Genomic DNA, 22,582 nt, shown 5'->3' with positions numbered 1-22,582 from the left:
CAAACTGTCATCGAATCATCATGCAACTGACATCGTGTGAGAGCTAAATAGATAAAGATTTTTAATAAAGAGGTCATCCCGTGGAAGGGCTGACCTTCAACTATATAAGCAAAATTTGAGGGAATTCAGATGTCAGTAAAGCAAGAGCCAATGCTAGGTTTTGACGAGCATGATGAGCGTGTACGCCCTGCGGTAGAAGTCGTTGAATTTGAAGAGTCAGCTAAGCGCATGGTATCGCGCCGTGGTTTTCTTTCGGGTGGCGCTGCCGTCGGTGCGACAGCATTTGTTATGGGTTCTACTACGTTTGCAGCAGGTAAGGCGCTAGCGGGTGAAGAGGCGAAATTGTCTCGTCTTGCTTTTGAAATGGTGAAAGCGAACACCAAGGATACGGTTACGGTGCCTGCAGGTTACAAGTGGGAAGTATTGGCATCATGGGGTGAGCCGCTGTTTTCTAACGCCCCTGCATTCGATCCAACAACGGGTGGTACAGGTGCTTCGCAAGAGCAAGCGTTTGGTGACCACAATGACGGCATGGCGGTATTTAGTCATAACGGCCGTCAGATCCTAGCGGTTAACAACGAGTACACCAACCTAAATACACTGCACGCTAACCGTGCCGATGGTAAACCTGCTAACGCTGACGACATTCGCAAGAGTAAAGCGGCGCACGGTGTTTCGATCGTAGAAATTGCGCGCCAAAATGGTCAGTGGGGCATCGTTAAAGACTCTGAGTTTAACCGCCGTATCACCGCGGATACCGAAATGGACATCACGGGTCCTGCACGTGGTCATGATTTGCTGAAAACCAAAGCCGATCCAAAGGGTGAAGTTGCCAAAGGGACTTGGAACAACTGTGGTAACGGCCAAACGCCTTGGGGTACTTATCTAACGTGTGAAGAGAACTTCAACGGTTACTTTTCTTCTAGCAATAAAAATATGCCACTCACGCCGCAAATGAAGCGCTACGGTATCAGCCATGATGACTGGGGTTACAACTGGGCGATGGCGGATGAGCGTTTTGATATTTCTAAAAACCCACAAGAACCAAACCGCTTTGGTTACATCGTTGAAATCGATCCAACCAATCCTGATGCTCGTCCGAAAAAACGCACCGCACTAGGTCGCTTCAAACATGAAAACGCGGAAGTGGAAGTGGCGGCAAATGGTCATGTCGTCGTGTACCTAGGTGACGACGAGCGTGGTGAGTTCTTATACCGCTTCGTATCTAAGAACAAATATGTGGTCGGCGGTGACAACACGGATCTACTAGAAGAAGGTACTTTGTATGTGGCCAAGTTTAACGACAATAACACTGGTCGTTGGATTGCGTTAACACCTGAAGCGACAGGTATGAGTGCAGCAGAAATTGCCATCTACACGCGTGAGGCAGCGTCGAAAGTGGGTGCAACCACTATGGACCGTCCTGAGTGGGTGGCATCGAATCCGCATAAAGCAGAAGTCTACTGTGCTCTGACCAACAACAAAAACCGAGGTGTTAAACCAAATGCGGGTGGCGATGAAACGCCAGCCACTGGGCCAAACCCTCGTGTGAAGAACAACTTTGGTCAGATTGTGCGCTGGCGCCCAGAAGGTCAGGATCATACTGCGCCTAACTTTAACTGGGATCTGTTTGTCTTGGCAGGTAACCCAGCGGTCTACGACGATGCGTACGCTGGCTCAAGCAATATCAATAAGGACAACATGTTTAACTCACCAGATGGCTTGCAGTTTGACTCGAAAGGTCTGTTGTGGATCCAGACAGATGGTAACTACTCAAACCAAGAAGGTTTTGCAGGCCAAGGTAACAACCAGATGCTGGTGGGTGATCCAGAAACGGGCGAAATTAAGCGCTTCTTGGTTGGGCCAAAAGAGTGTGAAATCACCGGTTCTGCTTGGAGTGCGGACCGCACGACCATGTTTATCAGTATCCAGCACCCGGGTGAAGACGGCAACTCGACTTGGCCAAACGGCGGAATGCCACGTTCAAGTGTGATCGCCATTTCCCGTGAAGACGGCGCGGTGATTGGCTAAATATAGGCGTTAGATGTTGACCTGCGGCGGTGCTTTCGAGCACCGCTTTTTTTTTGCTTAGCTGTCACGGTCGTGACAGACCTTGGTGACAAACCGTTGACAGCATAAACTAATATCGCCGGTGAAACTCAAAACGTCAGAAACAAAAAAGCCCCGAGGTCAGTAACCGCGGGGCTTTTCACATCTTTAGAAGATGGTACCAGTGGCCGGACTCGAACCGGCACGCTTTATAGGCAATGGATTTTGAATCCATCGTGTCTACCAATTCCACCACACTGGCTTTGAAAAAGGTGAGGCGTATTATGGTGATTTCTTAAAAGGTGTCAACGACTTTCGGTGATTTTTTTATAAAAAAAGCCAAACAAAACCAGATTGATTATAACTTGAACAGTACTAGAGATTTAACCAAGCAGTTAAATGGGAAATGCTCTTATATCGTACCCAAGCGCGTAGAAATTCGCTAAAATGCCGCATCATTTTTCTAGGTAAACAAGATAGCAAATATGCGCGTTTCTGATTATCGCTTTGAGCTACCGGAAGAACTCATTGCCCGCTACCCCATGCCAGAACGAACAGCAAGTCGCTTGCTGACGCTTGATGGCCCGTCAGGTGATTTGTCTCACCGCACCTTTAAGGACGTTTTAGACTTGGTCGAGCCAGGTGACTTGATGGTGTTTAACAACACTCGAGTGATACCGGCACGTTTGTACGGTCAAAAAGAGTCCGGTGGCAAGCTTGAGATTTTGGTTGAACGCTTGTTGTCTGAGCACGAAATTTTAGCCCATGTGCGCTGCAGTAAATCGCCCAAGGTTGGCAATCGCTTGGCGTTAGGCACCGATCGTGGCGCCTCCCATGGCGCTGAGATGATTGGCCGTGACGATACCTTGTTTCACTTGCGCTTTGATGAGCCAGTGCTTGAGGTGCTTGAAAAGGTCGGTCACATGCCTTTACCGCCCTATATCGAGCGCCCCGATGATGAGAGCGATCAAGAACGTTACCAGACGGTTTACAATAAAACCCCAGGCGCTGTCGCGGCGCCGACCGCAGGTTTGCATTTTGATGATGAACTTTTAGCGCAGCTGCAGGCCAAAGGTGTCGACACCGCGTTTGTGACCTTGCATGTTGGCGCTGGTACGTTCCAGCCAGTTCGTGTGGATGACATCAAAGATCACGTGATGCATTCAGAATACGCTGAAGTGTCGCAAGAAGTGGTTGATAAGGTGCGTGCCACGAAAGCTGCCGGTAAACGTGTCATCGCCGTCGGAACGACCAGTGTGCGCTCATTGGAGTCGGCGAGTCAGTCGGGGCAGATAGAGCCGTTTGCTGCAGACACCAGTATTTTTATTTACCCAGGGTATGAATTCAAAACGGTCGATGTGCTAGTGACCAACTTTCACTTGCCCGAGTCGACGCTCATTATGCTGATCAGCGCATTTGCTGGTTACGCCAATGTGATGAACGCCTATCGTGAGGCGGTTCAAGAGCAGTACCGTTTCTTTAGTTACGGCGATGCCATGTTTATTACTCGAAACCCACAGGCCGACGGCCCGATTGCTGAGGAATAAGACGAATGTCAGATAAACGTCCAGAATGTTTTATGGACTTTGAGGTACTTGCGACCTCAGGAAAAGCTCGCCGTGCGCGCTTGAGCTTTCCGCGTGGTGATATCGAAACACCCGCGTTCATGCCTGTAGGCACCTACGGGACGGTAAAGAGTATGTTGACCAAAGACATTGAAGCGATTGGCGCGGATATTATTTTGGGTAACACCTTCCACCTTTGGTTGCGCCCTGGCACCGAAGTCATTAAGGCGCATGGCGACTTGCATGATTTTACTCAATGGCAAAAGCCAATTTTGACCGACTCAGGCGGCTTCCAGGTGTTCTCACTTGGTGATATGCGCAAAATCACCGAAGAGGGTGTAAGCTTCCGCTCGCCGGTCAACGGCGACAAAGTTTTTTTAAGCCCTGAAATCTCGATGCAAGTGCAACGCGATTTAGGGTCTGACATTGTGATGATCTTCGACGAGTGTACGCCGTATCCAGCGACAGAAGATGAAGCGGCGAAATCTATGCGCATGAGTTTACGTTGGGCGCAGCGTTCTAAAGATGCTCACGGTGACAGTCCGTCAGCCTTGTTTGGTATTATCCAAGGCAGTATGTACGAACAACTGCGTGATGAGTCCTTAGAAGGTCTGACAGGCATCGGTTTTGATGGCTACGCTATTGGTGGTCTATCGGTCGGTGAGCCAAAAGAAGACATGGTGCGCATCTTGGATCACGTGGCGCATAAGATGCCACAGGACAAACCACGCTATTTGATGGGCGTCGGTAAGCCTGAGGATCTTGTCGAAGGCGTGCGCCGAGGCGTTGATATGTTCGACTGTGTGATGCCGACACGTAATGCTCGCAATGGTCACTTGTTTACCTCAGAGGGCATTGTACGTATTCGTAACGCGTTCCATCGTTATGACACAAGTCCTCTGGACAAAGAATGTGACTGTTACACTTGTAAAAACTTTTCTCGGTCATATCTACATCATCTAGACAAGTGTCAAGAAATGGTGGGCGCCCAGTTGAACACCATTCATAACTTGCGTTACTACCAGATCTTAATGGCAGGATTGCGTAAAGCGCTCGATGAAGGTAGATTTGATGCCTTCGTAGACGAGTTTTACGCGAAACGTGGTATGGAAACCCCACCTCTGAGCACGTAATTGTCGAAACTATAACCATTACTCGTGGACCGACTTCTACGCGTCGGTCGCGAACCGTTTTTTTAACCATTGGAGAGTAATCACCATGATCGCTTTGATCTCACCAGCTTACGCTGAAGGTGCTGCGCCAGCCGATGCCGGTATTTTTAACCTGGTATTGTTAGTTGGTTTTGTTGTTATCTTTTATTTCTTGATGTGGCGCCCACAAGCGAAACGCACCAAAGAGCATAAAAACTTGTTGGCTTCCCTAGCGAAAGGTACCGAAGTCGTAACTAACGGTGGTGTTCTAGGTAAAGTGACGAAGGTTGATGACAACTACGTTGTACTAGAAGTTGCCGATGACATTGAGATGAAATTCCAGAAGTCTGCTGTTGGCGCGGTATTGCCAAAAGGCACTCTGAAATCTATCTAATGTACCTAAGAAAAGCGCCAGTCGGCGCTTTTCTACTTTCTTGGTTATTTTTTTCTCTCGTTCCAAGGACAATTCATGCTTAACAAGTACCCCTTGTGGAAGTATTTGCTCATTTTGCTGGTAATCGCTTGCGGCGTCATTTATGCGTTACCAAATTTGTATCCTGATGATCCAGCACTTCAGCTATCCACGCAAAAAACCACGACTGTTGTTGACCAGCGCACTCTCGCTACGGCAGAACAAGCCTTAGAAGATGCTGGAATCGAATTAAAGCAAGCAGAGATGACTCCTGCTGGCGGTACCTTGCGCTTCCATAGCGGTGAGGACCAATTGGCGGCGAAGCCTGTGATCGCTGCTGCGTTGGGCGAAAATTACGTAGTCGCTTTAAACCTTGTACCGACAACACCTGAGTGGTTGTCATCGATCGGTGCAGGCCCTGCCAAGTTAGGTCTAGACTTACGCGGCGGTGTGCACTTCTTATTGGAAGTAGACACACCAGCAGCGTTAAAGCAGCGTTTAGATGTCGCTGCCAGCGAAATGAAAACGGCGCTACGCAGTGAGCGTATTCGTTATCGCAGTGTTGAGGTGGAAGACGGTGTACTTTCGGTGCGCTTCTTGCAGGCAGAGGATCAAGCCGCGGCGAGTGAGGTTTTAGAAGATCAGTTTTCTGAATACCTGTACAGCACCCGTGAAGAAGGCGGTGAGTACTTCGTCGATGTGCGCTTTACAGAAGCAGCACGCAACGAAGTGGAGGCTTATGCCTTACAGCAAAACTTGACCACTTTGCGTAACCGTGTCAACGAGCTGGGTGTCGCAGAGCCATTGGTTCAGCGTCAAGGTAGCAATCGCATCGTGGTTGAGCTGCCAGGTGTGCAAGATACGGCGTCAGCAAAACGTATCATCGGCGCTACAGCGAACCTTGAGTTTCGTCTTGAGGCAGGTATGGATGCTAATGCGGGTGATACGGAAACGTTGACGTTCCGCGATGGCAGTGGACGTACCGCTCGTCTTGAGCGCGATGTGATCATTACCGGTGACAGTGTGGCGGATGCCAATTCCTCGTTTGATGAAAACGGTCGCCCACAGGTTAACATCAGTCTTGATGGTCGTGGTGGTTCACAAATGGCGCGTGTTACGCGTACCTCTGTGGGTCGCAATATGGCCGTAGTGTTTATCGAACATAAGAGCCGTAGCCGTTTTGTCGAGGACGAAAATGGTGAGCTCGTTGAAGAGCGTCGCAGCTACAGTGAACGCGGCATTATTTCTTTGGCGACGATCCAGACGACACTAGGTAACTCGTTCCGTATTACGGGCCTTGATAGCCCACGTGAATCGTCTGAGCTAGCGCTACTGCTGCGTGCTGGTGCCTTGGCTGCGCCTATTTACTTTGTTGAAGAGCGTACCATTGGCCCAAGCCTAGGGGCTGAAAACATTCGCTTAGGTGTGCTGTCGGCGCAGATCGGTCTGCTGATCGTTATGGCCTTCATGTTGGTGTACTACAAAGTCTTTGGTATTTTTGCCAACGTTTCTCTAGCGCTTAATATTGTCTTGCTGATGGCGTGTATGTCGCTGCTGTCTGCCACCTTAACGCTTCCAGGTATTGCCGGTATTGTACTGACAATGGGTATGGCGGTGGACGCCAACGTGCTCATATTCTCGCGTATACGCGAGGAGCTCAAGGCAGGTTTGCCTAGCCAGCAAGCGATACATTCGGGCTTTAACCGTGCCTTCACTACGATTTTGGATGCCAATATCACCACTTTGTTGGTGGCAGTGATCCTGTTTGCGGTCGGTACTGGTCCGGTGAAAGGCTTTGCGGTGACGCTTTCTCTCGGTATTTTGACGTCGATGTTTACCGCGATTGTGGTAACACGTGCCCAAATTAATTTGGTGTACGGTGGACGCAAAAACAAACGTTTATTTATCTAGGGAGACAGTGTAACGATGAATATTCCATTTATGTCGATGCGCAAAATCGTGGCAATGTTCTCCATTGCCATGGTCTTGGTATCGCTGGGCTCGCTTGCGGTCAAAGGCTTACAGTTTGGTTTGGACTTTACTGGCGGAACCTTGATCGAGGTGCAATATGGTGAAGCGCCAGCACTAGACGATGTGCGCGCATTATTAGCAGAACAAGACTACACCGATGTCACGGTACAAAACTTTGGTTCGCCGACCGATGTGGTGGTGCGTATGGGCAATGCCTTTACGCCAACTCTAGGTGATGAGGTGCTATCAACGTTGCGTGACAACGGCAATGTGAGCGTAGAACTAATGCGCTCCGAATTTGTCGGTGGTCAAGTAGGTGAAGAGCTACGCGAGCAGGGCGGTCTAGGGATGCTACTGGCGCTGGCGATTGTCATGATTTACGTGGCGGTACGCTTCCAGTTTAAGTTCTCTGTGGCCTCTGTTGTGGCATTGGCGCACGATGTGATTATTACCTTGGGTATCTTCTCGTTGTTTGATTTCGAGTTTGATCTAACGGTATTAGCCGCGTTGTTAGCGGTGATTGGTTACTCCTTGAACGATACTATTGTTGTGTGTGACCGCATCCGTGAAAACTTCCGCATCATGCGCGATACCACGCCGACAGAGCTGATTAATGAGTCAATCAACCAAACTCTGGGTCGTACGATTATTACCTCGATGACTACTTTGTTTGTATTGTTGGTGTTGTTTTTCTTTGGTGGTGAGAGCATTCATAATTTCTCACTGGCGTTGTTGGTCGGTATCATTATCGGTACTTACTCGTCTATTTTTGTGGCCGCGAATTTGTTGTTGGCGCAGAATATTTCCCGCGAAGATTTGATTCCAGCGCCTAAAGAAGAGCTGGAAGATGAAATGCCCTAAGTACTAAAAAGTCTTAGGCTAATAAAAAGCCCCCAGCACTTGATGCTGGGGGCTTTTTTGTGTCTAAAAGTTGGTGCGCTAGAGGTAAGGATCTAAGCAAAAAAAAGCCTGCTAGATCGCTCTAGCAGGCTTTTTATCAAGAAGAGTCTCTAGATTAGCCACTGGTTTAGCTGGGCAATATCCTCTTCATTAAGCTCACCCGTTAGCTGCTGCAAGGTGATTTGCTGTAGCACAAAGTCGTAGCGTAGCTGCTCGTAGGTATTCTTGGCATCAAAGAAGATAGATTGAGCATCGAGTAGCTCAACAATGTTACGTGTACCGACATCGTATCCTGCTTGAGTGGCTTCTAGGGCACTTTCGGCAGAAGTGATGGCTTGTTTCTGAGCTTTCACCTGAGCGGCTAGAGTGCGAAGTTGAAGTACTGCGTTACGAATGCTTAGCTCAATGTCTTGGATCGAATCTGCACGTGTTTCCATGGCGGCTTCAGCGCTGGCGGCAGCTTGGCGAATCGAAGCGTTAATGGCACCACCACTGTACAGTGGGATAGCCACGCCTAAACCGATCGAAGAGGTATTGGTTGCACCATCACGACGGTTGGCGGTTTCACGATCGTAGTCGTTGTCGGTACGCGATACGGCACCTGTGATCGAGACCGTTGGCGTGCGACCGCTGGCTTTTTGGATATCGATATTGTTTTCAGCCAGTTCAACAGAAAGATCCAATGTTTGGATGTTTTTGTTGTTCATCATGGCAACACCCAATAGCTCGCGGGCATCTAAGTTTTCTGCCACCTTGATAGGGTAGTCTTCAGAGAGGCTAGGAATCATAGTGATGGTGCGGCCAGTACGCTGGCGCAATGTTTCAAGCGCGATCGTTAGCTGTGCTTCCGCGTTTAGTTCTGTCACCAAGATAGAGTCGTAAGCCGACTGAGCATCTTGCTGATCTGTGATGGACACTAGACCGACTTCGTATTGTTTTTTCACGCGGTCAAGCTGACCAGCATAGCTTTTTACCTGTGAGCGAATCGTATCAAGGGTCGCTTGTGCCGTCAGTACGGCAAAGTAATCAGATAGGGTTTCGTAGATCAGTGTTTCTTTGGCTTGCTCTAGGGCGACGCCTGAGCTCTTTAAAGAAATTTCTGTCGCATCGACACCGTAGTTCAGCGCTGGTGAGTAAATCGGGTAATCCAGATTTACAGCCAGCTGGTTCTGTGTGTTGTCAAAAGACTCAGCTTCTTCTGGGTCGGTTTTGGTGTAACCAAGGCTCCCGCTAAAGCTAATATTTGGGTACAAGTTACCACGAGTCACGTCGACTTGCTCTTTGTCGGCGCGGTAGGTCGCTGCCGCAGCACGCAAGCTTGGATCGTGATTCAGTGCTAGGTTGTAAACTTCAAGTAGTGTTTCTGAATGGGCTGGTACCGCTGCAGCGGCAGCCACTAACGATGCAATGATGTGCTTTCTCATGGAGTGTAATCTGGCCTTAATATGAAATAAATTTATATTACCCCACGCCGCAAGGCGTGGGTACCACCCATATCGGTATATCTTGTATGACTTAAGACAATATCATACAGATTCTCTAGGTGTACTAAAGCCATTGTGTAAATAAACAAGGTTGCGGACTAAGTCATGTGTCTTGAGCGTTAATCCGCAACTGAATTGGCTACTTTTCTAAGTCAACTGTATAGCGTATCTGGTAATCGCTGTTGGCTGCCAGTGTGCCAGATAGCGACACTTGATTGGCTGCCGTTTGCTCAAGGGAGCGTAATGAAACGTCTGTAATGGTGCCCTGAAGCTGATGGTTAATCTGATACGCTTGATTCTGGCGCGATAGGTTCTCTAGGTTAAGCTCCCACGTCTGAGTGATGTGGTCGCCCTGTTTTGATTCGGTTACTAGAGTAAGGTCACCTTTGATATCTAAGCTGCGATTTAGCTGTACAGTAATTTCGGCGTTTTCGCGGGTATGCTGCAGGCTCACGCGATTACCCTGTACATAGTAAGGTTCTTTATACCAAAGCGTCTGATAGTTGCCAGGGATCAGATCTTTGGGGCTTGAAAAGCGAATTTCCTGATGAAAACTCAGGGGCAATTTAGAGGCCGAAGCATAGCTGTAGACACTGGTGACATTACGGCTCTGTTCAATGCGGCTCGTGGTTTTGCCAAGATCCACTAGCGTTTCCGAGGCGGCAGGCAAGGCCAGCTGCTGCAGCTCTAGTGTGATTTCATTATTGCTGTAATCCGTGCTTGGTGCAGCGCCTTCAACGCGCATATCGCTGGCCATAGCATTTTTCATCATCGGACGGACATTGCGATTTTGACTGTAATGCAGCAAAACCTTGTCTAGCTCAAGATCACTAGAGGCTTGGTTATCGATACTGGCTTGCTGAATTAAGGTGACGTCTCGATCATTAATGATCATGGATAGCTCAGGCTGCCAAGTTAAATCGCCCGTCTGATAGGTTAGAGTGCCTTGATAATTGACTGAGCTGCGGCTGTTGGCCGCAGCAAGTTTGGGCACTAAGTAGAAGTCCGACAGTGGGTAGCTTGCGGCAACGCGTTTTACGCTCAAGGTAAAGCTGTTACCCGATACCGCATCCAAAGTGCCTTCAAGAGAAAAATCGCGCTGTTTGTGTTCTACGCGCACCGGTTGGCCAATGTGATCGGTCCAGTTGCGGCGCTCTGATGAGTCAAAGTTAGGTAATTGAAAAGGGCTGTAAGATTGCCCAACTGGCAGTAGGGTGCCACGCATGGGGGTAAAACTGAGTGTGTCTTGTTTGCCTAAGGTTTCTGTGACCTGACTGCTGTTTTGGTCAATGACGATCGCGTCGGGCGCGGCCATAGTATTTACTGATGTGAGGAGCAGTCCTGCGACTGTCGCGTGGGTCAGTGCCGTTTTAGTATCCATAACCTATTCACCTTATTCTCTATGGGCGACGAAGCTTTACCCTGTTACCAATTAGGCTTCAGAATAACGTAGAATAGAGACAACAGGTAGGATGCAAAGTGGAAGGTAACCGTGCGCCAAAGGCTTTTACTCATTGATGGCTTAAACTTGATACGACGCTTACATGCGGCACTAGAAAGTGAAGCGGATGCGACTAGACGCATTGAGCGCACGCAAGGGTTGTGTGTCGATGCGATGGCAAAACTGGTGCAACAGTTTGCGCCTATGTACGTGGCCATAGTGTTTGATTCGCCAGCCAAAACTTGGCGCCATGAGCTGTTTCCGGAATACAAGCTTGGTCGTGCGCCGATGGACGATCAACTGCTTGAGGCAATGCCAGATTTTGCCAAACTGTTTCGCTTCAATGGTTGGCCTTGTTTGCGGCTTAATGGCTGGGAAGCGGATGATCTAGTCGCCACATTAGCCTATAAGGCCAGTGAGCACGGTATTCAGAGCATGATTGTGTCCACTGATAAAGGCTACACGCAGTTACTTACTGAGCCAAATATCTTGCAATACGACTATTTTGCTAAGCAAGGTTACGATGTGGAGTGGGTAGAGCAGAAGTATGGCGTGCGGGTAGCTCAATTGCCGGACTATTGGGCACTCGTCGGTGATACGACCAATCATATTCCAGGTGTGAAAGGCGTTGGGCCGAAACTGGCGACGCAAGTGCTAGCGCAAGCGGACACGCTGGAGCAAGTTTATGCCGATTTATCACGTTATACACCACGTTTGCAGAATTTGTTGTCAGGCCACTTAGAGCACTGCTTGTTTGCTCGTCAAATGGTGACGTTGCGCACCGATGTCGATATTGGCATTCGTTTGTCACAGCTAAAACAGTCGGTATAAGCTGAGCGGTGCCCCATAATCCTTATTTCATGCATTTCCTCGCATAAAAGGTGTGAATTGACCCTTACTGATAGCGTCTAACAGGCATATAATAGCCCGCATCACTAACCCGATTAATGAGATAGGATATGTCTGAGGTAAGAACTCGTATTGCGCCTTCTCCAACTGGCGACCCTCACGTTGGTACTGCATACATCGCACTGTTTAATATGGCCTTTGCCAAAAAAATGGGCGGCGAATTTATTTTACGTATCGAAGATACTGACCAAACCCGCAGTACCCCAGAATCGGAGAAGATGATCCTTGATGCATTGCGTTGGTTAGGATTGGATTGGTCTGAAGGTCCTGACGTTGGCGGTCCACATGGTCCATACCGTCAAAGTGAGCGTGGTGATATTTATAAAGATTACGCCCTTGAGTTGGTGGAAAAAGGTCATGCGTTTTACGCGTTTGAAACCGCGGAAGAGCTAGATCAAATGCGTGCCGAGCAAAAAGAGCAAGGCTTGCCACAAAAATACGACGGCCGCGCTCTGAAGCTTAGTGCGGAAGAAGTGCAGGCGAAAATCGATGCGGGTGTACCGTACGTGATTCGCATGAAAGTGCCAGAAGAAGGTACTTGTGTCGTACAAGACATGCTGCGCGGTGAAATCGAAATCGATTGGGCGCAAATTGATCAGCAAGTACTGCTTAAAGCCGATGGTCTACCAACTTACCATTTAGCTAACGTAGTAGACGATCACCTGATGAAGATTACGCACGTAATCCGTGGTGAGGAGTGGATCAACTCAGCGCCGAAGCACATTTTGCTGTACCAATACTTTGGTTGGGACATGCCGACACTGTGCCACATGCCTTTGTTGCGTAACCCTGATAAATCGAAGTTGTCTAAGCGTAAAAACCCAACGTCTATCCTGTACTATCAGCGCATGGGATTCCTGCCAGAAGCCGTGATCAACTATCTAGGTCGTATGGGCTGGTCAATGCCAGATGAGAGCGAAAAATTTGCCCTAGCTGACATGATCGAGAACTTCGATATTCAGCGTGTTTCACTAGGTGGCCCAGTATTTGATGTTGAAAAACTGAAATGGCTAAACGGTCTATGGATTCGTGAAGATTTATCACCGGCTGATTTTGCGCAGAAATTTGCCGAGTGGGGTCTGAACAGTGAGTATGTTAATGCGATCTTACCGTTAATTATCCCGCGTATTGAGACATTCTCTGACGTCGCCGATGTCGCTGGTTTCTTCTTCAAAGGCCAGCTAGATGTGACGGCTGAGTCGTTTGCTGAGATCAAGATGGAGCAGGAGACCTTACGTAAGGCACTTCAGTTCGCTCTTTGGAAGCTGGAAGCACTACGCTCTTGGGAAAAAGATAAGATCTTTGCTGAAATGAAATCCCTAGCACAAGCTATGGAAGTGAAGCCCAAAGACTTCTTTGCGCCATTGTTTGTTGCCGTTGCTGGTACCACAGCGTCAGTGTCAGTGTTTGATTCCATGACGATCTTGGGGCCAGATATGACGCGCGCACGTCTGCGCCATGCAGTTAATGCTGTTGGCGGTCCTTCTAAGAAAGAAGCCAAACGTTGGGAAAAAGAGTTCGCTGAGCTATAAAAGCACAGTAAGCGCTACGAAAAAGGCCGATCACTTCATCAGTGATCGGCCTTTTTTTATGGTCCAAATACATCTTTAGGAGGTAGTGAACACCTTGGTTTTGTCGTCCAAGGCAGAAACCTGGTCATGGATATGACGTGTGCTGCTTTCAATGCTGCCAATGTCGCTGCTGTCACGTTGTAGTTGTTGCGCGATACGGTCCATCTCTTCGCTCATATGCACCGCCGTTTTCGCTACTTCTTGAATGGAGCGTGCCATATCGACAGAAGACAACGAACTGGTTTGTGCATGTTGCTCAATTTCGCGAATCGCATGGGAGGCTTTTTCGCTGTATTGCTCAATCGAATGCAGGTTATCTTGGCCGCTGGCCATGGTGTCGATTGCCGTTTGAGTAGAGCTTTGGATCGTGCCAACAATGTCAGTAATCTTCGCTGTGGCGTCCACAGTTTTCTCAGCGAGCGAGCGTACTTCATCGGCAACCACTGAGAAGCCACGACCCGCTTCGCCTGCACGAGCCGCTTCGATGGCAGCGTTTAAGGCAAGCAGATTGGTTTGATTGGCCAAGTCATTGATCATGCCAATCACATCATCAATGTCTTTTGATAGGCGGCCAAGTTCGTTTAATTGGCGACCTGTTTCATTGACTACTTCGATCGTCTGACCAAGATTGGACAGCGCACCATTAATAGTTTCTGCGCCAAGTTTGGCGGATTCGTAAGTGTGTTTGGATTGTTCACTCAGCTCTTCAGTCGTGCTGGAAATACTGCTGATGGTGGTAGAGATTTCCTCTGTCGCGGCTGCCAAAGAGTTTGTTTGCTCAGTCACCGAACGGTTACTGCTGGCAATATTAGCGACGGCACCATTTAGTTCACCCACGCGGCCACTGACATCACGAGTCGTGTGCACGACATCACCGATGACAGAACCCAAGCCAGAAGTCATTTCGTTAACCGAACTGCACAGTGAGTCGAATTCATCGTTGCGTTTATGATTGATGGCTAAACGAGCACTTAAATCGCCATCTTTCACTTTACCCAAGTCACGTATGATTTGGCTTAAGGAACGGTTTACGCTACGACCAATGGCCATCATCATTAGAGCGGCCAACACCGCAACAATCACACTGACGACGATGACGCTAATCGCGGCTTGATCGGATTGCGCTTCTGCCTGCTGTCGAGCATTGCGTACAGCTTGGCGAAGTTGTTCTTGCGCCTGATTAGTCGTGGCATTGTACTGATCACGAATGTTATCAAACTCGCGCTCCAGAGCCGTTAGGCGAGCGACGACCTGACCATAGTCTTGTACTTTAGCGTAGTAGGCTTGAATCACCTCACCAAAGCGCTCTTCGAGGCCGAAGTTAACGACGCGCTGGTAGAATTTCTCATAGCGGCTTTCGAAGGCTTCTTTGTTTGCCGGCGTTGGTTCAAATAAGAAGTTTTTTTCTGCTTCACGTACTGGTAAAAACTCTTGTTTGACTAAGCTTAGGAACGATACTTTTTCGACCACTTCATCGCCGAGGACTAATAGCTCGCCTTTCATGCCTGAGCTGGCGGTAAAGCCGATTTGCTGTTTAAGCGTGACTAGGTTTTTTAGGGTATTGGAATATGTGATCAGTTGTTCACGCAGTTGCGTCAGCAGTTTCTTAGTTTGAGGGTCTTGTGCCAGTTCGATATCCTTTTCGACAATGGTTTTATATTCTTCAGACGTGGCGGCAAGAGTGGTTAAAAAGTCTTGATAGCTTGTATCGTCTAGTTGATCCAGTTGCTCGTACAAAGACATATTGGAGATCACTAGGGTAGACAGATCATTTTGAACTTTTGCGGTTGCTTCGAAGCGCTCCGAAGCTGAGGTTTGTGCATTCATGCCGTTCAGTGCGACGACCGTGACAATGATGAAGCCGAGAATGGCGCCACCAAGAAGGATCATCAGCTTGGCTTTAAAACTTAGGTTTGCCAACATTACATTCACCTACTTACGTTTTTGTTTTTTATAGTAATGACTAGGTATTTCCGATGTTACTCCCTGAGTATTTAGTCTTATGTAAGTTTTGTAAATAGCTAAGCGTCAGAAATGTGTAAGTTTGTAAGTCGAATAACGGTTTAATCGATGCGGTGAGGATCGACGCTGATATGAGTTTGATGGCGGCCGATCATTTCTAACTCGCCGTGATAACGTTGCTCTCCGGTGGTGGTAAAAGTAAAGCGAAAGCGACGACGTATACGCGGTTGGCCTTTATAGAATACCGGGCGCCAGCTAATGCCATAGACGGCATCGTCTAATATTTGCAAGTCGAGTTTTTGACAATATTGCTTAGCTCGCGCTAACGCCAGCTCGCGAATTTTGAAGTTTTGCCAAAGTAGTAGTGCCAAGGCGATCAATGAAAAGCCAAGAGTAAGATCGGGTAAGGTTAGGTTCATAGCGCTTTGTCTAACAAAAAGAGTTAGCAAGAGTAACAAAAGGGCGGGAAAAAAAGAAACACGCTTCCCCAAAAGCAGGAGAGAGAAAGAGGAAGCGTGTTTTATGCAGAAATTAACCTTCGGTCAATCACTTATTTGCACGAATTTGGTCATTCGGGGCAGCGAATGAGTGGAAGCCAAACGAGTCGTGTGCAAAACCGTGAGCCAGTCTATCTAACCTTAGGCGGCTGCCAGTGCCTGCTCTGCATAAAGTTGTATGACCCACTGCTCAACACGTTGATCGGTTAGGTCAAATTGCTGGTCTTCGTCGATCGCAAGGCCGACAAACTCTGTTTTGTCGGCGTTTACGCCACGAGACGCTTCAAAATCATAACCTTCAGTCGACCATTGGCCGATGAAGGTTGCGCCGGTATTGGCGAGTTTTTCATGGAGCCAACCGATCGCATCAACAAAGTAATCGCCGTAACCGAATTGGTCGCCTAGGCCGTATAGGGCGATAATTTTGCCTGATAGGTCCAGCTCGGAAAGGGCGTCACCGACTTCCTCCCAATCTGCTTGGATACCACCAAAGTCCCATGTAGGAATTCCGAGGATTAAAAAATCGTACTCGAGTAGCTGGCTGATATCAGAGTCTTTGATATCGTGCATCTCGACGGCTTGATCCAGTTCGGCAAATTGTTGCTGGATCTTTTGGCCGACCATTTCGGTGTTAGAAGTATCGGTGCCGTAAAAAAGTCCGATGGTGTTCGTAGTGCTCATAGTGTCCTCAATGTTACTGCATACTGCCTAGTTGGTGGCTTAATACCCCAAAGCGCTTAAGGCAGGCCTTTTCAATGTCTTGTTTCGCAAGGCCAGTATCAGCGTTGATACGCTTTGCGAGTGAAACGCCTGAGCCTTGCTGACTCAGGGCTTTACGAATTGCAACTTCAATTTGGTATTCGGGTACTGTCATGTTGGCAATGATCGGGAAACCGAGTTCCAGTGCCGTAAGTGTTAAACCGACTTCTTTCGCCAGCTGCTGGGCACTGTATTTAGTATCTGATTCCAACAGGTTTTGGCTGTTAAATAACTTCTTTTGGCAGCCTTCGCATTTAGCAAGATGGCTACGAATCTGAATGTGTTCAATAAACTGAAAAATGACACTGTACAACTTGCCGATTAAAGCGAGCTGCTTGCCTTCTTGAGCGAGCAGATGATGCAGATCTTTGCTGAGCGCTTGAGTCTGAGGCAAGGCGAGGGAAGCGCCTGTTTCTTGGCCCACATGGCGAGCGAAGAAGCTTTGCGCTTGTGCCACCGGTTCGCCAGTGACAGTGGCTAATTGCTCCCAGCTAATGAATAGCTGAATCCAGGCGAAATTTTTTGGCTGTGCCACTTCCCAATCGACCACTGAGTCTTGAAACACAGGTTGCACTTGAATAGCGGTCACTTCATCGGTGTGATGTTCAGAGTGAGCAGTGTTAAACGTAAAGTAAACGCCTGCTGAAATATGCTCTTGTATGGTGACGGGTTGGCTGATTTGAAGGGTCTGCTGAATAAGCTTTAAACCACTTAAAGGCGCTTTGACACGCTGGTAACCGGACAGCCAGCGAGCACAGGTAGAAACAATAACGCCTGCCTCATCAAATAATTCACTCGCTTGTAAAATCATGTCTAATCATCCGTCAATCCTGAGAATGATTACTATTTAATAGCTTCTTAGATTTTAATGCAAGTGCTTCTCATTTAAATTTACAAAAAAATTTAAATCAGTTGTAACGAACGTAATAAGGTGACGCCAATACTGGTGCTCAGCAGCGATAATAAGGTGGTAAGCACAATGATGTTGGCCGCTAACACGGCGTTGCCATTCATGGCGCGCGCCATGATATAGCCTGCCGATGCAGAGGGTGAAGAAGAGAGCAGGAATAATACGCCAAGCTCAATGCCTCTAAAGCCAACTAAGTAACCGCCAAGTGTTAAGGCAACAGGCACTAAAGCTAACTTGCCAATAGTGGCATATAAAGAAGGCATTAGATCTTGCTTCAAAGCTTGGAAGCGCAGTGAGGCGCCAGCACATAACAGTGCTAATGGTAAGGTCATGCGCGCAAAATAATTGCCCGCTTGGGTGACTATCTCCGGGAGTTGCACATTTAGCTGATTTGCAAGAAACGCAGCAACAATGGCTAAAATAAGTGGGTTCTTGGCAATCGAGATTAGGGAATCACGAATGCTTTTGTTGGCGCTCATGGAGCGATTGATCGTGATGACAGACAGCACATTGTAAAGCACCATCACGCCGCCAAGATAAGCAGATGCCACCGCTAATGCTTCATCACCATAGGCATTCATGGCATAGGCCAAGCCAATAATGGCCATATTGGAGCGAAACGCGCCTTGCACAACAATACCGCGATCGGATTTGTTGCGGATGACTTTCGCTGCGACCAGTTCTAAAAATAGATAACTGATAAAGGTGGCAATGATACCGTAAACCATCAAGCCCACATGGCCATCAGGGTCGGTATTGTTTTGCGTAATACTGATAAATATTAAGGCAGGCATGGCGACGTTGAAGACAACTTTGGAAGCAACGCTAACGAAGTTGTCGTTAATCATGCCGACTCTTTCTAAAATGACCCCGACGATCAGTACTAAAAAGATTGGCGCCGTGATGGAGATCGAAAACTCCACCACCGATAAAAAGTCACCCATGTGTCTGCCTTAAATATTATATGAGCTAATTAATCGTTGTTTTCGAAACGGTAGCCCGCGCCGTAAACAGAGTGGATAACATTAAGCTCAGGTGCCACAACGGCGATTTTCTTACGTAGTTTCTTAATGTGACTATCGATCGTACGGTCACTCACCACACGGCTGTCGGTGTAGATGCTCTTCATGATCATGTCACGGCCAAATACACGGCCTGGCTCTTTGATCAAAAGTTGTAGCAATTGGAACTCAACAGTCGTTAGGTCGATTAGCTCACCTTTATAAGTGGCACGTAGGCGATCTGCATCCAAGTCAAAGCCATCTGTCTTAGGTGCTTCTGTCTGGTCAAGCTCGACACGACGTAGGTTAGCTTTAACACGCGCAACGATTTCACGTGGGCTGAAAGGCTTACAAACGTAATCATCGGCACCCATTTCTAGACCGATTAGACGGTCAATTTCTTCAGCTTTTGCTGTCACCATGATGATGGGCATGCCACTGAATTGACGTACTTGCTTACATACTTCGACACCATCAAGGCCTGGAAGCATTAGGTCGAGCAACATCAAGTCTGCTTGATTATTTTTTAGGTAATCGACAACTTGATCACCACGGTCGATGTGGTGATATTCATAGCCTGCTTGCTCAAGGTAAGCGGCCATCAATTCTGCCAATTTTGGTTCGTCTTCTACAATCAGTACTTTGCTCATAGTTTCAAGTCCATATTAATTTAGAGGGAATTCGACGCGTATCCCCAGACCACCATTAGGAGAATGGTAGGCGGAAATAGAGCCTTGATGTCCATCAACAATGCTCGTACAAATGGCAAGCCCTAGGCCGCGCCCACCTGTTGCACGATTACGTGAGTTTTCCACACGGAAAAACTGTTCAAAAATTTGTTTAATGTCTTCATCGCTTACACCAGGCGGTGTGTCTTCAAACAGCACGACCGCTTTTTTGCCTTCACGGGTGAGTGTGACGGTCAACTTGCCTGGGGCATTGGTGTATTTAAGTGTGTTATTCATTAGATTGGCAAACAATTGATGCAATCTGTCTTGGTCGCCAGTGATGTTAATTGGTGCTTTTTTGGCGAATACAAGTTCTAAATCTAACCCAGCTTCATCAAAGGGTAAACTCATTGATGATGCTGTTTGCTCAATAATATCGTTTAGGGTGACGTCTTCCATGGTGTAGTTCAAACTGCCCATGTCATGCATTGACAGTTGGTTTAAGTCGTCAATCAAGCGTGCAATGTGCACGGCCTCTTGTTGTAGCGAGCCTAATGAGTCTGGCGTGACCTTGATAATGCCATCTTGCATGGCTTCGATTTCGCCACGCAGAATCGCCACTGGCGTACGTAATTCGTGGGCGGTATCCGCCACCCACTTTTTGCGGGCCTCTCGCATGTGCTCAAGCGTCGAAGCCAAGTTGTTAAAATCTCTACCTAGGTCAGCTAATTCATCTGTCCCTTTGATTTTAATACGCGTATCAAATTGTCCCGCAGACAAGCGCTTGGTGGCTTGACGAACGGTACAGATAGGGCGACTCAGCCACTGCGCCAACGGCCACGTTAATAAGGCGGCAATGGTTAGCATAAAGGCTGAAATCAATAAGAAAGCCTCACCTTGTTGGCGCACGAAACTTAAAGTTTGATCCTGTACTAAAGCACGCATTGAGCGCAAGCCGACATAACCTACTAACTGATCGTCAACGCGTACTGGTTGGGTTTCCGCGTCAGTAAAAGGCACATCACCGATTAAATTTTGTTTGTCAGCGCCAAATAACAAAAAGCGCTGGCGGTAATATTGCGACGGATAGATAAGGTCAAGATTTGGGGTGCTCGGTGGTGGAATCAAGTCGCGAATATTTTCAAGCTTAGCCTGCTGCCAATCTTTTTCTAGGCGACTTTCTTGGACCAAAAAGTACCAATCGTCGTAATAAATGTATAGGTTGGCCGTACGGCTGGCCATTTGTTGTAAAAAGTCACGGTCGCGCTCGGTCGCGTAGGTAACAAAGCCACGGTCAAAACTCCATTGGAAAACTTGCCACATGGAGACAATCAAAAGAATGTTGCTCAGCACAAATACTAAAAACAGTTTGTGCCGAATCTGGAAGCTTTTTGAGCCAAACATATTGGTTATCGCTGTGCCTAAGTTATTGGTTGGAATAATTTTGATCGATCAATCAAACCATATTACAACGAACTTTCAAACAGCGGGAGAGCGAGTCTGTCACATTGTCAGCAAATAATGAGGAATCACTATCAACTCTGGTCGCTTGATAGTTGATCTATTGCGATCAGTGCTTGGCCTTTTTGCTTACGTGCTTGGCATTCCCAAAAAACGTTCTTATTACAACGAGCGCATTGACCTAAATCCATATCCTTTTCAATCTGCTTGATAGCGATGCCTTTGCCTGGGTAGGTGTGTGCTGCACCGATGTGATCAAGGACTCCAAAGCGCCTTAACTGCTCTAGTTGCCACAAGTAACGCACGACTAAATGTACTTCGGTGCCCATGGCACGACGTTGGTCCGTCAGTTGTTTTAAAAAGTGCGCACCCTGAATATCGATTGCCGACAAGCCGCGGCATAAAATGACCCAGTGGTCTTTGTGAGGCATGGAGTGCTCGATGTCTTGAAATTGTTTAGCCATCGAATCCACTGAACCAAAATAGAGTGGGCCATCTAAGCGAATGAAATGAATCTGAGGACAGGTCTCTAAATCGAAGTGCATGATGTTGTGAAAATAGCGCCCTTCATCCGTTTCCATTGGCGCCAAGATACGCACATTGGGTTTGGCTGTTTGATTTAAAAACAGCGCCAAGCTCAGCCCGACACCCACCAAAATGCCAAACTCTAGACTAATGCCAACCGTACCAACAAGCGTCACCAGTGCAATAACAAGCTCGCTACGACTGGTTTTGCCATAATGAATTAATTCTTTAAACTCAATTAAGCGCCAGCCTACCAGCATAATAATGCCTGCCATAGCGGGGATTGGTAGGTGTGAAAACAACGGCGCAATTAAACTTAGAATGAGCAGTAAAAATACACTGGAGAAAATAATCGCCAGCGGTGTTCTAGCGCCTGCTTCGACATTGATGCCGCTACGAGTAAACGAGCCGGAGCTCATGTAGTTAGAGAACAGACTGCCGACGATGTTGGACATGCCTTGGCCGACAAACTCGCGGTTGGTATCTACTTCTTGTTGGGTTTTAAGGGCAATGGCTTTTGAGATGGAAGCGGCTTCTAGCAAGCCAATTAATGCCAGCACAACCGCGCCAGGGGCCAGCTCACGCAAGGTGGCTGATGAAAATTCAATAAGCGCAAACGGGGGAATGGCTTCATTAAGCTCACCCACTAGAGGCACACCATGAGCGCCAGCATTCAAAAAATAGCCCGCCACACTGCCGATAATTAAAGCCAACAAATAATGCGGCAGCTTGGGCATAATCGCCCTGATGAGAATGGCCGAGCCTATGGTGACCAGCGTAATGGTGAGTGAATACATGTTGACTGCAGGTGTGACGCTAAAGAGTGCGCCAATGAACTTGGGCAGTTGCTCAGGTCTTGGCAGCTCTGCGGTCAGCGCATGTTGTACTTGGCTTAGCATGATTAAAAATGCTGCGCCGGTAATAAAACCTACCATTACCGCATGGGAAACAAAGTTAGTAAGATTACCAAGCTTGGCAAGACCCAGTGCCAGCTGAATTAAGCCAGCCAAGAAGGTGATGGCTAAGGCTGCCTGAATAAATTCTGCCGAGCCTGGTGCATAGAGGCCAGAGAGGGTTGAGAAAAGCAGTGCAGAAATAGCGGTCGCTGGGCCACAAACCATATGCCAAGACGAGCCAAATAGTACGGCAATGATGGGCGCCACCATGGCGCTGTAAAAGCCATACTCTGCTGGTAGGCCTGCAATCGCGGCAAAGGCGATCCCTTGTGGAATAGACATTGAGGCACATGTTATTCCTGCAATGACATCGGCTTTTACAGTTGCGCCATTAACGAACGTTAGCCAAGGTAGCCATCGGTGCAGGATGCGTGACATGAATGTCTCCTC

The 22,582-nt window shown here is 48.0% G+C and carries 18 protein-coding genes and 1 tRNA gene; 8 read left to right on the top strand and 11 right to left on the bottom strand.

From position 1 onward, the window contains the following. Positions 1-129 precede the first annotated feature (129 nt). On the top strand, positions 130-2,031 hold the full coding sequence (locus tag JQX58_RS05425) for a PhoX family protein (protein ID WP_204145779.1): 1,902 nt from the start codon (positions 130-132) through the stop codon (positions 2,029-2,031). Between the two features lie 194 nt (positions 2,032-2,225). Here the strand turns inward: JQX58_RS05425 and JQX58_RS05420 are convergent. Next, positions 2,226-2,311: transfer RNA gene (locus JQX58_RS05420), tRNA-Leu, on the bottom strand. 223 nt (positions 2,312-2,534) lie between these two features. Here JQX58_RS05420 and queA point away from each other — a divergent pair. The 5 genes from queA (at position 2,535) to secF (ending at position 8,009) form a co-directional block, all read left to right on the top strand. Then, positions 2,535-3,596 (top strand): tRNA preQ1(34) S-adenosylmethionine ribosyltransferase-isomerase QueA, encoded by a 1,062-nt coding sequence (queA, locus tag JQX58_RS05415; RefSeq protein WP_204145778.1) that lies wholly within the window; start codon positions 2,535-2,537, stop codon positions 3,594-3,596. A gap of 32 nt (positions 3,597-3,628) precedes the next feature. Continuing rightward, on the top strand, positions 3,629-4,747 hold the full coding sequence (tgt, locus tag JQX58_RS05410) for a tRNA guanosine(34) transglycosylase Tgt (RefSeq protein ID WP_204145835.1): 1,119 nt from the start codon (positions 3,629-3,631) through the stop codon (positions 4,745-4,747). 85 nt (positions 4,748-4,832) lie between these two features. Then, positions 4,833-5,159, top strand: coding sequence for a preprotein translocase subunit YajC (yajC, locus tag JQX58_RS05405; RefSeq protein ID WP_204145777.1), 327 nt, complete (start codon positions 4,833-4,835; stop codon positions 5,157-5,159). A gap of 75 nt (positions 5,160-5,234) precedes the next feature. After that, positions 5,235-7,088 carry a protein translocase subunit SecD gene (secD, locus tag JQX58_RS05400; RefSeq protein ID WP_204145776.1) on the top strand — a complete coding sequence of 618 codons (1,854 nt, stop codon included), beginning with the start codon at positions 5,235-5,237 and terminating at the stop codon, positions 7,086-7,088. A gap of 15 nt (positions 7,089-7,103) precedes the next feature. Next, positions 7,104-8,009: a protein translocase subunit SecF gene (gene secF, locus JQX58_RS05395; RefSeq protein WP_204145775.1), complete on the top strand. Its 906-nt coding sequence runs from the start codon at positions 7,104-7,106 to the stop codon at positions 8,007-8,009. 149 nt (positions 8,010-8,158) lie between these two features. Here secF and JQX58_RS05390 read toward each other — a convergent pair whose 3' ends face one another. Both JQX58_RS05390 and JQX58_RS05385 read right to left on the bottom strand, forming a co-directional pair. After that, positions 8,159-9,472 carry a TolC family outer membrane protein gene (locus JQX58_RS05390; protein ID WP_204145774.1) on the bottom strand — a complete coding sequence of 438 codons (1,314 nt, stop codon included), beginning with the start codon at positions 9,470-9,472 and terminating at the stop codon, positions 8,159-8,161. 199 nt (positions 9,473-9,671) lie between these two features. Beyond that, positions 9,672-10,913: a hypothetical protein gene (locus JQX58_RS05385; protein ID WP_204145773.1), complete on the bottom strand. Its 1,242-nt coding sequence runs from the start codon at positions 10,911-10,913 to the stop codon at positions 9,672-9,674. A 111-nt stretch (positions 10,914-11,024) separates the two neighbouring features. On the opposite strand from JQX58_RS05385, the gene xni reads away from it, so the two are divergent. After that, on the top strand, positions 11,025-11,804 hold the full coding sequence (gene xni, locus JQX58_RS05380; protein ID WP_204145772.1) for a flap endonuclease Xni: 780 nt from the start codon (positions 11,025-11,027) through the stop codon (positions 11,802-11,804). Positions 11,805-11,932: 128 nt separating this feature from the next. Next, positions 11,933-13,414 (top strand): glutamate--tRNA ligase, encoded by a 1,482-nt coding sequence (gene gltX, locus JQX58_RS05375; RefSeq protein WP_204145771.1) that lies wholly within the window; start codon positions 11,933-11,935, stop codon positions 13,412-13,414. A gap of 75 nt (positions 13,415-13,489) precedes the next feature. On the opposite strand, the gene JQX58_RS05370 is transcribed toward gltX, so the two are convergent. From JQX58_RS05370 to JQX58_RS05335, 8 genes are all read right to left on the bottom strand, one after another. Next, on the bottom strand, positions 13,490-15,376 hold the full coding sequence (locus JQX58_RS05370; RefSeq protein WP_204145770.1) for a methyl-accepting chemotaxis protein: 1,887 nt from the start codon (positions 15,374-15,376) through the stop codon (positions 13,490-13,492). 140 nt (positions 15,377-15,516) lie between these two features. Further along, positions 15,517-15,834, bottom strand: coding sequence for a DUF3301 domain-containing protein (locus JQX58_RS05365; RefSeq protein WP_204145769.1), 318 nt, complete (start codon positions 15,832-15,834; stop codon positions 15,517-15,519). A 219-nt stretch (positions 15,835-16,053) separates the two neighbouring features. Then, positions 16,054-16,593: a flavodoxin FldB gene (gene fldB / locus JQX58_RS05360; protein WP_204145768.1), complete on the bottom strand. Its 540-nt coding sequence runs from the start codon at positions 16,591-16,593 to the stop codon at positions 16,054-16,056. Between the two features lie 13 nt (positions 16,594-16,606). Next, entirely contained in the window at positions 16,607-17,482 is an 876-nt protein-coding gene (locus tag JQX58_RS05355) for a hypothetical protein (protein WP_204145767.1), read from the bottom strand. Between the two features lie 92 nt (positions 17,483-17,574). Next, on the bottom strand, positions 17,575-18,525 hold the full coding sequence (locus JQX58_RS05350; protein ID WP_204145766.1) for an AEC family transporter: 951 nt from the start codon (positions 18,523-18,525) through the stop codon (positions 17,575-17,577). A gap of 29 nt (positions 18,526-18,554) precedes the next feature. Next, positions 18,555-19,232 carry a response regulator gene (locus JQX58_RS05345; protein WP_204145765.1) on the bottom strand — a complete coding sequence of 226 codons (678 nt, stop codon included), beginning with the start codon at positions 19,230-19,232 and terminating at the stop codon, positions 18,555-18,557. Positions 19,233-19,247: 15 nt separating this feature from the next. Continuing rightward, positions 19,248-20,654: an ATP-binding protein gene (locus JQX58_RS05340; protein WP_204145764.1), complete on the bottom strand. Its 1,407-nt coding sequence runs from the start codon at positions 20,652-20,654 to the stop codon at positions 19,248-19,250. Positions 20,655-20,785: 131 nt separating this feature from the next. Further along, a complete protein-coding gene (locus tag JQX58_RS05335; RefSeq protein ID WP_204145763.1) occupies positions 20,786-22,570 on the bottom strand; it encodes a SulP family inorganic anion transporter in 1,785 nt (594 codons plus the stop codon). Positions 22,571-22,582 lie beyond the last annotated feature (12 nt).

It is taken from the genome of Marinomonas ostreistagni, from assembly GCF_016888445.1.
Taxonomy (GTDB): domain Bacteria; phylum Pseudomonadota; class Gammaproteobacteria; order Pseudomonadales; family Marinomonadaceae; genus Marinomonas; species Marinomonas ostreistagni.
The sequence above is the reverse complement of the archived record's forward strand: the minus strand, read 5'-3'. Positions and strand labels throughout refer to the sequence as shown.

What these genes read in the sequence shown, in the direction of transcription:
- JQX58_RS05425 (WP_204145779.1), top strand. Translation starts at nt 130, where the DNA reads ATGTCAGTAAAGCAAGAGCCAATGCTAGGTTTTGACGAGCATGATGAG.
- queA (WP_204145778.1), top strand. Translation starts at nt 2,535, where the DNA reads ATGCGCGTTTCTGATTATCGCTTTGAGCTACCGGAAGAACTCATTGCC.
- tgt (WP_204145835.1), top strand. Translation starts at nt 3,629, where the DNA reads ATGGACTTTGAGGTACTTGCGACCTCAGGAAAAGCTCGCCGTGCGCGC.
- yajC (WP_204145777.1), top strand. Translation starts at nt 4,833, where the DNA reads ATGATCGCTTTGATCTCACCAGCTTACGCTGAAGGTGCTGCGCCAGCC.
- secD (WP_204145776.1), top strand. Translation starts at nt 5,235, where the DNA reads ATGCTTAACAAGTACCCCTTGTGGAAGTATTTGCTCATTTTGCTGGTA.
- secF (WP_204145775.1), top strand. Translation starts at nt 7,104, where the DNA reads ATGAATATTCCATTTATGTCGATGCGCAAAATCGTGGCAATGTTCTCC.
- JQX58_RS05390 (WP_204145774.1), bottom strand. Translation starts at nt 9,472, where the DNA reads ATGAGAAAGCACATCATTGCATCGTTAGTGGCTGCCGCTGCAGCGGTA.
- JQX58_RS05385 (WP_204145773.1), bottom strand. Translation starts at nt 10,913, where the DNA reads ATGGATACTAAAACGGCACTGACCCACGCGACAGTCGCAGGACTGCTC.
- gltX (WP_204145771.1), top strand. Translation starts at nt 11,933, where the DNA reads ATGTCTGAGGTAAGAACTCGTATTGCGCCTTCTCCAACTGGCGACCCT.
- JQX58_RS05370 (WP_204145770.1), bottom strand. Translation starts at nt 15,376, where the DNA reads ATGTTGGCAAACCTAAGTTTTAAAGCCAAGCTGATGATCCTTCTTGGT.
- JQX58_RS05365 (WP_204145769.1), bottom strand. Translation starts at nt 15,834, where the DNA reads ATGAACCTAACCTTACCCGATCTTACTCTTGGCTTTTCATTGATCGCC.
- fldB (WP_204145768.1), bottom strand. Translation starts at nt 16,593, where the DNA reads ATGAGCACTACGAACACCATCGGACTTTTTTACGGCACCGATACTTCT.
- JQX58_RS05355 (WP_204145767.1), bottom strand. Translation starts at nt 17,482, where the DNA reads ATGATTTTACAAGCGAGTGAATTATTTGATGAGGCAGGCGTTATTGTT.
- JQX58_RS05350 (WP_204145766.1), bottom strand. Translation starts at nt 18,525, where the DNA reads ATGGGTGACTTTTTATCGGTGGTGGAGTTTTCGATCTCCATCACGGCG.
- JQX58_RS05345 (WP_204145765.1), bottom strand. Translation starts at nt 19,232, where the DNA reads ATGAGCAAAGTACTGATTGTAGAAGACGAACCAAAATTGGCAGAATTG.
- JQX58_RS05340 (WP_204145764.1), bottom strand. Translation starts at nt 20,654, where the DNA reads ATGTTTGGCTCAAAAAGCTTCCAGATTCGGCACAAACTGTTTTTAGTA.
- JQX58_RS05335 (WP_204145763.1), bottom strand. Translation starts at nt 22,570, where the DNA reads ATGTCACGCATCCTGCACCGATGGCTACCTTGGCTAACGTTCGTTAAT.